Source organism: Novosphingobium arvoryzae, from assembly GCF_014652615.1.
Taxonomy (GTDB): Bacteria; Pseudomonadota; Alphaproteobacteria; order Sphingomonadales; family Sphingomonadaceae; genus Novosphingobium; species Novosphingobium arvoryzae.
This window is the reverse complement of sequence record NZ_BMZD01000015.1, coordinates 1-12,181: the sequence shown is the minus strand read 5'-3', so window position 1 is coordinate 12,181 and position 12,181 is coordinate 1. Positions and strand designations below refer to the sequence as shown.

The window sequence follows — 12,181 nt, the reverse complement described above, 5'->3', positions numbered from 1 at the left end:
CGCTCCCCCGCCCGGCCACCCAACGGAATTGTACGCTGTGGGTGGCCGGGCGGGGGAGCGGGCCGGTGCCGAACCCGAAATTCGCTCTTTCGCGAATTTCGGAAAGACAATGGCCATTACGCGGGCGGCAGCAGCCGTTCGCGCCCGTGCTGGACCACCTCCGCCAGCCAGTCCTTGCCCGCCCGCACCCGCGCCAGGTTGTGCGTGTCCTTGTGGGTGACGATCCAGAAGCTGCGCAGGATGCGTCGCTCCGGTAGGACCGGAACCAGCGCCGGATCGGCATCGCCGATGAAGCACGGCAGCACCCCCATCCCCGCCCCCGCCGCGACCAGCCGATGCTGGGCATTGATGCTGGACGAGCGCAGCGTTGCCGCCAGGCCAGGGTGCAGTTCATCCAGATAGCGCAGTTCCGGCGCATAGAGCAGATCGGGGATGTACCCGACCAGCCGGTGCCCCTGCGCCAGTTCCGCCGCGCGCGCGGGCATCCCCGCATCCGCCAGATACGGCCGACTGGCATAGAGTCGCAGTGCATAGTCCGACAGCTTGCGCGCGATCACCGGTCCGGCCTTGGGGCGCGATAGCGTCACGGCAATATCCGCCTCGCGCTTCGACGGGCTGAGGAACCCGCTGCTGGCGACCAGATCGATCGTCAAGACTGGGTGCGCGCGGGCGAAATCGGGCAGGAGGGGCGGCAGGAACCATGTGCCGAACCCTTCCGACACGCTGATCCGCAACGTGCCGGACAGCCCGCCGCTGGCCCCCGCCCCCTCGCCGATCCCGGCGGCGGCGTGCGCCATGGCTTCCACCCGCGCCAGCAGCGCCTCGCCCGCCTCGGTCAGCACCTGCCCTTCGCGGGTCTGCTCGAACAGGGTTGCGCCCAGCCGTGCTTCCAGCCGACGCAGGCGGCGGCCCATCGTGGTGGCGTCCACGCCCATGACCTGCGCCGCGCGTGCCAACTGACCCGCGCGGGCAATCGCCAGAAATGCCTGATAATCGCTCCAGTCCGTCACCTGCATAAATGCAGCTCATAGGCGCGAAATTGCAACTTGTCTGCACCGCAATGCAGGTGCAGGGCTGTGGCAACACGGGATTCGAGAGGAACCGCCCATGCGCTTTATCGACCATTTCATTGCCGGTGGCACCGGCGGCCTGACCACGGCTCGCAAGGGCGACGTGTTCGATCCCAACAACGGCGGCGTTCAGGCGCAAGTCGCGCTGGGCGATGCCGCCGTGCTGGAACGCGCCGTGCAGGCCGCCGCCGCCGCGCAGCCCGGCTGGGCCGCGACCAACCCGCAGCGCCGCGCCCGCGTGATGTTCAACTTCAAGTCGCTGGTCGAAGCCAACATGGATGAACTGGCGCTGATGCTGTCCAGCGAACATGGCAAGGTCATCGCCGACGCCAAGGGCGACATCCAGCGCGGGCTGGAAGTGATCGAATTCTGCTGCGGCATCCCGCACGTCCTGAAGGGCGAATACACGCAAGGCGCCGGGCCCGGCATCGACGTCTATTCGATGCGCCAGCCGATCGGCATCGGCGCCGGCATCACCCCGTTCAACTTCCCCGCGATGATCCCCCTGTGGATGAGCGGCGTGGCGATCGCCACCGGCAACGCGTTCATCATCAAGCCCAGCGAGCGTGACCCCAGCGTGCCGGTGCGGCTGGCCGAACTGTTCCTGGAGGCCGGCCTGCCCGAAGGCATCTGCCAGGTCGTCCACGGTGACAAGGAAATGGTCGACGCGATCCTCGATCACCCGGCGATCGGTGCGGTCAGCTTCGTCGGTTCGTCCGACATCGCGCACTACGTTTACAACCGCGGCGTCGCGGCGGGCAAGCGCGTGCAGGCGATGGGCGGGGCCAAGAACCACGGCATCGTCATGCCGGATGCGGACCTCGATCAGGTGGTCAACGATCTGGCGGGGGCAGCCTTCGGTTCGGCCGGGGAACGCTGCATGGCGCTGCCGGTGGTCGTGCCGGTCGGCGCGGATACGGCCGAGCGCCTGAAGGCCAAGCTGATCCCGGCGATCGAGGCGCTGAAGGTCGGCATCTCGACCGATGCCGAGGCGCATTACGGCCCGGTCGTGACCCAGGCGCACAAGGAAAAGGTCGAAGGCTGGATCGCCCGCTGCGTGGAAGAGGGTGCGGAACTGGTGATCGACGGGCGCGGGTTCACCCTGCAAGGCCACGAAAACGGCTACTTCGTCGGCCCGACGCTGTTCGATCACGTCACCCCCGACATGGACAGCTATCACAACGAGATCTTCGGCCCGGTGCTACAGATGGTCCGCGCCAACGATTTCGAGGAAGCGCTGAGCCTTGCCAGCAAGCACCAGTATGGCAACGGCGTGGCGATCTTCACGCGCAACGGCCACGCCGCGCGCGAATTTGCCGCGCGGGTGAACGTCGGCATGGTCGGCATCAACGTGCCGATCCCGGTGCCGGTCGCCTATCACACCTTCGGCGGGTGGAAGCGCAGCGCGTTTGGCGACACCAACCAGCACGGCATGGAGGGCGTGAAGTTCTGGACCAAGGTCAAGACCGTCACCGCCCGCTGGCCGGATGGCTCGCCCGATGGCGGAAATGCGTTTGTCATCCCGACGATGGGGTGAGATAGGCTAGGCTTATGTTCAATCAGTTTGCCCTGACCGAAGACCAGCTCGCCATTCAGGACATGGCGCGCAAGTTCACCGCCGATCGAATCACGCCCTTTGCCGCGCAGTGGGACGAGGATCACCATTACCCCGTCGACGTCTGGAAGGCGGCGGGGGAACTGGGCTTTGGCGCGATCTATGTGTCCGAGGAATCGGGCGGGATTGGCCTCGGGCGGCTGGAAGCGGCGCTGATCATGGAAGCCATGGCCTATGGCTGCCCGGCGACCAGCGCCTATATCTCCATCCACAACATGGCGGCGTGGATGGTCGACACGTTCGGCGGCGATGACCTGAAGGCGCGTTACCTGCCGGACCTGGTGTCGATGGACAAGATCGCCAGCTATTGCCTGACCGAGCCCGGCAGCGGATCGGACGCGGCGGCGCTGAAAACCACTGCGCGGCTGGACGGGGACCACTATGTCCTCAACGGCACCAAGCAGTTCATTTCGGGCGGCGGGGTGAACGACGTTTATGTCGTGATGGTCCGCACCGGCGATAACGGCGCAAAGGGCATTTCCTGCCTGGTGGTGGACAAGGACACGCCCGGCCTGTCGTTCGGCGCGCCGGAAAAGAAGCTGGGCTGGAACGCCAGCCCCACCGCGCAAGTAATCTTCGAGGATTGCCGGGTGCCGGTGGCCAATCGCGTCGGCGCGGAAGGGGACGGGTTCCGCTTCGCGATGGCCGGGCTGGACGGCGGGCGGCTCAACATCGGGGCCTGTTCGCTCGGCGGGGCGCAGCGCTGCCTGGACGAGGCGATTGCCTATACCAAGGATCGCCAGCAGTTCGGTCAGCCGGTGGCCGATTTCCAGAACACCCAGTTCATGCTGGCCGACATGGCGACCGACCTCGAGGCCGCGCGCGCCTTGCTTTACATGGCAGCCTGCAAGGTCAGCGCCAATGCGCCCGACAAGTCGCGCTTCTCGGCCATGGCCAAGCGCCTCGCCACCGACAGTGGCAGCAAGATCGTCAACGATGCGTTGCAACTGTTCGGCGGCTATGGCTACCTCAAGGACTATCCGATCGAGCGGTTCTGGCGCGACCTGCGGGTTCATTCGATCCTGGAGGGCACGAACCAGATCATGCGCATGATCGTGGGACGGGATCTGCTGCGCCAATGACCAATATTTCCGGGACTGACGACATTATCATCCGGCGCGAAGGCGCCGCCGGGTTCCTCTCGCTCAATCGCCCCAAGGCGATCCATGCACTGACCCTGCCGATGGTCCACGCGATGACCGCCGCGCTGCTGGAATGGCGGGACGATCCCGAAGTGCGCGCGGTGATCATCGACCATGCGGAGGGGCGCGGCTTCTGCTCTGGCGGGGACATCGCGTTCCTGCGCAATTCGGCGCTGAACGATGGCGGCGTGTCCGGGCGGCAGTTCTTCCACGATGAATACCAGCTCAACCATCTGATCTTCACCTATGAAAAGCCGGTCGTGGCCTTCATGGACGGGATCACGATGGGCGGCGGCGTGGGCATTTCGCAGCCTGCGCGATTCCATGTCGCGACCGAGAATACCCGCTATGCCATGCCCGAAACCGGGATCGGCCTGTTCCCGGACGTTGGCGGCGGCTGGTACCTGTCGCGCCTGCCCGGGCGGATCGGGCAGTTCCTGGCGCTGACCGGCGCGCGGTTTGACGGGGCGGAATGCAAGTGGGCGGGCCTTGCCACCCACTACCTGCCGCACGAGGCGCTGGCCGAGGCGAAGGCCCGGATCGCGCAGGGGCATGAACCGGGGCAAGTGCTGGCCGCGCTCTCCGCCACCCCGCCCCATGCCCGGATCGAGGATAACGCGCTGCGCATCGCAAAGCACTTCGCGTCGGACCGGTATGAGGACATTCTGGCCAGTCTGTCCACCGACGACAGCGAATGGGCGGCAAAGGAACTCGCCACCCTGCAAACCAAATCGCCCCAGACCTGCAAGGTTGCGCTGCGCCAGCTGGCCGAGAGCCTGATGTGCGCCGATTTTGCCGCGAACATGGCGATGGAATACCGCATCGCCAGCCGCGTTCTGACCCTGCCCGACTTTGCCGAAGGGGTTCGCGCCGTGATCGTCGACAAGGACAACACACCGCAGTGGAACCCGGCCACGCCCGAAGGCGTGACCGATGACCTGATCGCCAACATTTTCGCAGCCCTGCCGGCTGCCGAGGAATGGAAACCCCTATGAGCTTCGAAAACATCCTGGTCGAACAGCGCGGCGCGGTCACGCTGATCACGCTGAACCGTCCGCAGGCGCTGAACGCGCTCAACAGCCTGGTGCTGGAAGACCTGATCGCCGCCTTTGCCGCGTTCGAGGCGGACCCGTCGCAGCGCTGCGCGGTGCTGACCGGGGCAGGCGAAAAGGCGTTCGCCGCCGGGGCCGACATCAAGGAAATGGCCGACAAGCCAGCAGCGGACTTCTACAGCCAAGACTTCTTCAGCCGCTGGACCAGCCATCTGGTCAAGACCACGCGCAAGCCCTGGATCGCCGCCGTCAACGGCTTTGCGCTGGGCGGCGGGTGCGAGCTTGCCATGATGGCGGACTTCATCATCGCGGCGGACACCGCCCGCTTTGGCCAGCCCGAAATCAAGCTGGGCGTGGCCCCCGGCATGGGCGGCAGCCAGCGCCTGACCCGCGCCGTGGGCAAGGCCAAGGCGATGGAAATGTGCCTGACCGGGCGAATGATGGGCGCCGAGGAAGCCGAACGCAGCGGCCTTGTCGCGCGCGTGGTGCCGCTGGCGAACCTGCTCGACGAAGCCTTGAAGACCGCCGCCGAAATCGCCGCGATGCCGCCGCTGGCCGCCATCGCGAACAAGGAAATGGTCAACGCCGCGTTCGAAACCACGCTGGAACAGGGCGTGCTGCTGGAACGCCGCATCTTCCAGGTCCTGACCGCGACCGAGGACAAGGCCGAAGGCATGGCCGCGTTCATCGAGAAGCGCCCCGGCGTGTGGCAGGGGAAGTAAGCCCATGAAGATCGCGTTCATCGGCCTTGGCAACATGGGCGGCGGGATGGCCGCGAACCTGGTCAAGGCCGGGCATGACGTCCACGCCTTCGACCTGTCGGCAGACGCCCTTGCCCGCGCGGCCGAGAATGGCTGCACCACCTACACCTCGGTGCGGGAAGCTGTGCAGGGCGCCGATGCGGTCGTTTCGATGCTGCCCAACGGGGCGATCGTCAACAGCGTCTATACCGCCGATGTGATCGGCCATGCGCCCGCCGGCGCGCTGCTGCTCGATTGCTCGACCATCGATGTCGACACGGCGAGGCTGATTGGCGCTGCCGCGGCGTCGGGCGGCTATCCGATGGTCGATGCCCCGGTTTCCGGCGGGATCGCGGCGGCCAATGGCGGCACGCTGACCTTCATGGTCGGCGGCAGTGCGGATGCCTTTGCCAAGGCCGAACCCATCCTGTCCGCGATGGGCAAGGCGGTGATCCACGCCGGGGACAGCGGCGCGGGCCAAGCCGCCAAGATCTGCAACAACATGATCCTGGGCGCGACGATGATCGCCACGTGCGAGGCCTTTGCGCTGGCCGAGAAGCTGGGGCTGGACCTCCAGACCTTCTACGACATTTCCAGCAAGGCCTCGGGCCAGTCGTGGTCGATGACCAGCTACTGCCCGGTTCCCGGCGTCGGCCCGGCCAGCCCGGCGGACAACGGCTATCAGGGCGGGTTTGCCGCCGCGCTGATGCTCAAGGACCTGAAGCTGGCGATGGAAGCGGCCCGCTCCGCCGGATCGCAAGTGCCGATGGGCGCACGCGCCGAGGAACTCTACGCCGCGTTCAACGCCGCCGGGAATGGCGGGCAGGACTTTTCCGCGATCATCAAGACGCTTTAGGCCGTCGCCCTTCGACAAGCGCCGAGTGCTGGGATAAGGGGAGCAGGTGTCCAGCGCTTCCCCCACTCCCCACCATGAACACCACGCCGCCCCGTTCATCGCGGTGACATTTGGCATCGCGCTGTTCAGCGTGATGGACGGGCTGATGAAGAACGCCTCGATCGCAGTCGGGGCGTATAACGCGATGCTGTTCCGCTCGCTGATCGGGACCGCGCTGATGTTCCCGTTGTGGAAGCTGCGCGGCGGGGTTTGGCCCAATGCCGGAGCGATGAAGCTGCACGCGCTGCGCGGTGCGGTCAGCGGCGGCATGGCGACGACGTTCTTCTGGGGGCTGGTGCGCGTGCCGATGGCGGAAGGCATCGCGCTGTCGTTCATCGCGCCGCTGATCGCGCTCTACCTTGCCGCCGTGCTGCTGGGCGAAACCATCGGCAAGCGCGCGATCCTGGCCTCGCTGCTGGGGCTGGCTGGCGTGGTGGTGATCGGTGCGGCCCGGATCGGCGAGCAGGATTTCAGCGACGATGCCGCCTGGGGGATCGGCGCGATCCTGCTGTCGGCCGTGCTCTACGCCTTTAACCTGATCCTCCAGCGCAAGCAGGCGTTGCTGTCCGGCCCGACCGAGGTGGCGCTGTTCCAGACGGTGTTCGTCGCGCTGTTCCTGGGCCTGGCCGCACCGTGGCTGGCCGCTGTGCCGGACAATCGCGCGCTGCTGGACATTGGCGCGGGGGCGGTGCTGGCGATGATTTCGCTGATGGTGATCTCGTGGGGCTATGGCCGGGCGGAAACGCAGGTACTGCTGCCGATCGAATACACGGCGTTCATCTGGGCCGCGATCATCGGCTGGTTCATGTTCGCCGAACCGGTGACGGTGCCGACAATCATCGGCGTGGTCCTGATCGTATTGGGATGCTGGATCGCCGCACCGCGCAAGGAACATATCGAACAGACCGCACTTTAGTCTAATATCGGCCCCGCCCCTTGACGCGCGGGGGATTCGCGCGCATCGGCGGCGCCGACAACTGGCCCTGCTGCACTCGCGAAAAGGGCGCGCGGGGCAGGGTATTTTAGCTCAGGAGATCAGCAGGGATGACCCAGGTCGGACAGGATACACTCGGTACGCGCAGCACGCTGAACGTGGGGGGCAAGGAGTTTGCCTATTACTCGCTGAAGAAGGCCGCCGCCAAGCTGGGCGACGTCAGCCGCCTGCCGTTCAGCATGAAGGTGCTGCTGGAAAACCTGCTGCGGTTTGAAGACGGCGGTTTCACCGTATCGACCCAGGATGCCCAGGCGCTGGTCGACTGGCAGAAGAACCCGACCGAATCGCAGAACGAAATCCAGTACCGTCCGGCCCGCGTGCTGCTGCAGGACTTCACCGGCGTGCCCTGCGTCGTCGATCTGGCCGCGATGCGCGACGCGATTGCCAAGCTGGGCGGCGACACCAGCAAGATCAACCCGCTGGTCCCCGTGAACCTGGTGATCGACCACTCGGTCATGGTCGATGAATTCGGCCACCCAAAGGCGTTCGAACAGAACGTCGAGATCGAATACCACCGCAACATGGAACGCTATGACTTCCTGAAGTGGGGTTCCAAGTCGCTCAACAACTTCTACGCCGTTCCCCCGGGCACCGGCATCTGCCACCAGGTGAACCTGGAAAACATCGCGCAGACGGTGTGGACCTCGACCGACCAGAACGGCGCCACCGTGGCCTATCCCGACACCTGCGTCGGCACTGACAGCCACACCACCATGATCAACGGCCTGGGCGTGCTGGGCTGGGGCGTCGGCGGGATCGAAGCCGAAGCCGCGATGCTCGGCCAGCCGGTCTCGATGCTGATCCCCGAAGTCGTCGGCTTCAAGCTGACCGGCGCGCTGAAGGAAGGCGTGACCGCGACCGACCTGGTGCTGACCTGCACCAACATGTTGCGCAAGCATGGCGTGGTCGGCCGCTTCGTCGAATACTACGGCCCCGGCCTCGCCTCGCTCAGCCTGGCGGACCGTGCAACGCTGGCCAACATGGCGCCGGAATACGGCGCGACCTGCGGCTTCTTCGGGATCGACGACAAGACGCTGGACTACCTGCGCCTGACCGGCCGCGAGGAAGATCAGATCGCGCTGGTCGAGGCCTATGCCAAGGAGCAGGGCTTCTGGATCGACCCCAACGCGCCGGACGCCGTGTTCTCCAGCACGCTGGAACTCGACATGGGCACCGTGGTGCCGTCGCTCGCCGGTCCGAAGCGCCCGCAGGACCGCGTGGACCTGACGCAAGTTGACGACGTGTTCGCCAAGGACATGGCCGAAACCTACAAGAAGACCAACACCCGCGTGCCGGTCGAAGGCAAGGACTTCGACATCGGTGACGGCGACGTGATGATCGCTGCGATCACCAGCTGCACTAACACGTCGAACCCCGGCGTGCTGGTTGCCGCCGGCCTGGTTGCCAAGAAGGCCGACGAACTGGGCCTGAAGCCCAAGCCGTGGGTCAAGACCAGCCTCGCACCGGGGTCGCAGGTCGTCACCGACTACCTCGAAAAGGCCGGCCTCCAGTCGCACCTCGACAACGTCGGGTTCAACCTGGTCGGCTATGGCTGCACCACCTGCATCGGCAACTCCGGTCCGCTGGCCGAACCGATCAGCAAGGCGATCAACGAAAACGGCCTCGTCGCCGCCGCCGTGATCTCGGGCAACCGCAACTTCGAAGGCCGCGTCTCGCCCGACGTGCGCGCCAACTTCCTCGCCTCGCCGCCGCTGGTGGTGGCCTATGCGCTGAAGGGCACCGTGATCGACGATTTCGTCACGACCCCGATCGGCACCGGCAAGGATGGCCAGGACGTGTTCCTCAAGGACATCTGGCCGACCAACGAGGAAGTCGCCAGCACGATGGCCTCCTGCATGGACCGCGCGATGTTCCAGGCCCGCTATGCCGACGTCTACAAGGGCGACGAGCACTGGCAGGCGATCAACGTCACGGGCAGCGAAACCTATTCCTGGCGCGCCGGGTCGACCTATGTCGCCAACCCGCCGTACTTCGACGGCATGTCGATGACCCCGGCTCCGGTGCAGGACATCGTCGAAGCCAAGCCGCTGCTGATCCTGGGCGATTCGATCACCACCGACCACATCAGCCCGGCCGGCAACATCAAGGCTGACAGCCCGGCTGGCCAGTGGCTGATGGAGCACCAGGTCGCCAAGGCCGACTTCAACTCCTACGGCGCGCGCCGCGGCCACCACGAAGTGATGATGCGCGGCACCTTTGCCAACATCCGCATCCGCAACGAAATGGTCCCCGGCATCGAAGGCGGCATGAGCCGCTATGGCGAGGAAGTGCTGCCGGTCTATGACGTGGCGATGAAGCACAAGGCCGACGGTACGCCGATGGTCGTCGTTGCGGGCAAGGAATACGGCACCGGCTCCAGCCGTGACTGGGCCGCCAAGGGCACCAACCTGCTGGGCGTGCGCGCGGTGATCGTGGAGAGCTTCGAGCGTATCCACCGTTCCAACCTGGTCGGCATGGGCGTGCTGCCCCTGCAGTTCAAGGACGGCCAGACCCGCGAAACGCTGGGCCTGACCGGCGACGACACCTTCACCATCAAGGGTGTTGCCAGCCTGCAGCCGCGCCAGGACGTTGAAGTCGTCGTCACCCGCAAGGATGGCAGCAGCTTCAGCTTCACCGCGCTGTGCCGGATCGATACCGCCAACGAAATCGAGTATTTCAACAACGGCGGCATCCTGCACTACGTGCTGCGCAAGCTGGCCGCCTGATGCTGGAGACCCCGGTCCAGAGCGCACTGGAAGAGGTCCTCGTGCCTCGTCTGGGGGCACTGGGATGGAAGCGCCGCGGTTCGCGTGGCTTCCTCCAGCGTCACGGCTCCACGGCCTGGGTCATCCGCATCCAGCACGGCGACTATTACAAGAAGCATGGCGCGTGCCGCTTGACGGTGCGCGTCATGCGCGTCCGGTTCCTGCCGTTCGCCTCGCGCAAGGCGATCGAGCCATGCCTGCGCTCGCCGCAGTTGTGGCGCGAAACCTCGTGGGACGATCCGTTCCTGCTGCGTTTCGCGCGGCGCACGATGCGGTCATTGGGCGAGCTGACCGAGGCGGGCGAGCCGTTCTGGTACAGCTATGACGCCGACAGCGCAGAGGATTGCCTGCGCGTTGCCACCGAAGTCGCCGATGACATCGAAACGTACGCAATGCCCTGGTTCAGCAAGCTGTTCTGGCGCGCGCCGCACCACATCAAGGGCCGCAAGCAGGCCGAGCAGGAGCGCTTTGACACGCTGCGCGCCAGCAAGGGCTGAAACCGGCCCCACCGGATAAACGAAAAAGGGCGGTCCGCAGGGACCGCCCTTTTTTCATGCCGGATCGCGCCGCGACCGGTCAGGCCGTGCGCCGGGCCAACCGCCGCCGCCCGACCAGCACCGCCGCCGCTGCGCCAAACAGCAGCATCATCGGCGGGGCCGGAACGTCGGTCCCGCTGGAGGTGTTGCCCGTCGAAGTGTTGCCCGAGCTGGTCGAGGTCGAAGTCGAGGACGAAGTGGACGACGAAGTCGACGAGCTGGTGCTCGACGACGTCGAGGAGCTGGTGCTGGTCGAGACGTTGCCCGAAGTGCTGGTGCTCGACGACGTGCTGGTGCTGACGTTCCCCGAGGTCGAGGAGCTGGTCGACACATTACCCGACGACGACGTCGAGCTGGACGACGACACGTTGCCCGACGATGACGAGGTCGAATTGTTGCCGGACGACGAACTGACGTTGCCCGACGAGGTGCTGACGTTGCCCGACGAGGTGCTGACGTTGCCCGAGCTGGTCGAGGTGGAGCTGCTGCTGGTCACGCCGCCGGTCGAAGTCGAGACGTTGCCGGACGACGTCGAAGTGCTGCTGGTGACGCCACCCGTGGAGGTCGAAACACCGCCGGTCGATGTCGAGACGCCCCCCGTGGAGGTCGAGACCCCGCCGGTGGAGGTCGAGATGCCGCCCGTCGAGGTCGAGGTCGATCCGCCCGTCGAGGTGAACCCGCCGGTCGAGGAGGAGCTGGAACCGCCCGACGACGAGGTCGAACCGCCAGAGGTCGAAGTGGAAGTGGAGCCGCCCGAGGTCGTGGTGGAAACCACCACGCTGCCGCTGCTGCCGCCGCTGCCGCCGAAGAACCCGCCAAAGAAGCCGCCGCCAAAGCCGAAGCCGCCCGACCCGCCAATCACTACCGGCCCGCCATCGCCGCCGCCCGAAGGCATCGGCATTTGCGGGAGCTGCGGCAGCACGGGCATGGCCATCGCCATCTGCTGCGGCTCGGCGGCGGGTGCGCAGCTGACGGTCTTGGTCACGACGCGGCGGATGCGCTTCATCTTGCGCGGTTCGGCAGCTGCGGTGCGCACGATCTTGCGCTTGGCGATCCGTGCCGGCGCGGCCTTGGCCTGCTTGACGTATTGCACCTTGGCAGCCGGAGCTTCTGCCACGTGTACCGCGCCCCCACCGACGACCGCCCCGCCAGCCGCCAGGGCCGACAATTTCACAAGCGCCATCCGAACCGACATAAGCTCTGCTCTCTTTGCCCACCGGGGCGATACGGACTCGCAGCCACTGCTGCCAGCACGCCCCTGTAGATCCAAAAGCACAGAGATGGGGTGGATGCCGCTCTCCCCAACGGTGTCATAATGCACCAGCATTACGGTGCATTAGCCATCGGGATAGGAGAGGCAACATGACGGACG

General features: G+C 66.0%; 10 protein-coding genes. 9 read left to right on the top strand and 1 reads right to left on the bottom strand.

Translation table 11 applies throughout. The features are described from left to right. Nucleotides 1-116 precede the first annotated feature (116 nt). Nucleotides 117-1,016: a LysR family transcriptional regulator gene (locus IE113_RS15945; protein ID WP_189543290.1), complete on the bottom strand. Its 900-nt coding sequence runs from the start codon at nt 1,014-1,016 to the stop codon at nt 117-119. 91 nt (nt 1,017-1,107) lie between these two features. Here IE113_RS15945 and IE113_RS15940 point away from each other — a divergent pair, with 91 nt between their 5' ends. The 9 genes from IE113_RS15940 (at nt 1,108) to IE113_RS15900 (ending at nt 12,125) form a co-directional block, all read left to right on the top strand. Then, the gene (locus tag IE113_RS15940) at nt 1,108-2,607 is read left to right on the top strand and encodes a CoA-acylating methylmalonate-semialdehyde dehydrogenase (protein ID WP_189543288.1); all 1,500 of its coding nucleotides are present in this window, start codon (nt 1,108-1,110) and stop codon (nt 2,605-2,607) included. Between the two features lie 14 nt (nt 2,608-2,621). Continuing rightward, the gene (locus tag IE113_RS15935) at nt 2,622-3,767 is read left to right on the top strand and encodes an acyl-CoA dehydrogenase family protein (protein WP_189543286.1); all 1,146 of its coding nucleotides are present in this window, start codon (nt 2,622-2,624) and stop codon (nt 3,765-3,767) included. Beyond that, complete coding sequence (locus IE113_RS15930; protein ID WP_189543285.1) at nt 3,764-4,822, top strand: enoyl-CoA hydratase/isomerase family protein; 1,059 nt, start codon at nt 3,764-3,766, stop codon at nt 4,820-4,822. Before IE113_RS15935 ends, IE113_RS15930 begins: the two co-directional genes overlap by 4 nt. Further along, entirely contained in the window at nt 4,819-5,601 is a 783-nt protein-coding gene (locus IE113_RS15925; protein ID WP_189543283.1) for an enoyl-CoA hydratase-related protein, read from the top strand. Before IE113_RS15930 ends, IE113_RS15925 begins: the two co-directional genes overlap by 4 nt. A 4-nt stretch (nt 5,602-5,605) precedes the next feature. Beyond that, a complete protein-coding gene (gene mmsB, locus IE113_RS15920; RefSeq protein WP_189543281.1) occupies nt 5,606-6,475 on the top strand; it encodes a 3-hydroxyisobutyrate dehydrogenase in 870 nt (289 codons plus the stop codon). 46 nt (nt 6,476-6,521) lie between these two features. Continuing rightward, nucleotides 6,522-7,430 (top strand): DMT family transporter, encoded by a 909-nt coding sequence (locus IE113_RS15915; protein ID WP_229822671.1) that lies wholly within the window; start codon nt 6,522-6,524, stop codon nt 7,428-7,430. Nucleotides 7,431-7,558: 128 nt separating this feature from the next. After that, nucleotides 7,559-10,234: an aconitate hydratase AcnA gene (gene acnA, locus IE113_RS15910; RefSeq protein ID WP_189543279.1), complete on the top strand. Its 2,676-nt coding sequence runs from the start codon at nt 7,559-7,561 to the stop codon at nt 10,232-10,234. Next, a complete protein-coding gene (locus IE113_RS15905) occupies nt 10,234-10,770 on the top strand; it encodes a hypothetical protein (protein ID WP_189543277.1) in 537 nt (178 codons plus the stop codon). The genes acnA and IE113_RS15905 overlap by 1 nt, the downstream gene beginning before the upstream one ends. A 56-nt stretch (nt 10,771-10,826) precedes the next feature. After that, the gene (locus tag IE113_RS15900) at nt 10,827-12,125 is read left to right on the top strand and encodes a hypothetical protein (RefSeq protein ID WP_189543274.1); all 1,299 of its coding nucleotides are present in this window, start codon (nt 10,827-10,829) and stop codon (nt 12,123-12,125) included. Nucleotides 12,126-12,181: the final 56 nt, after the last annotated feature.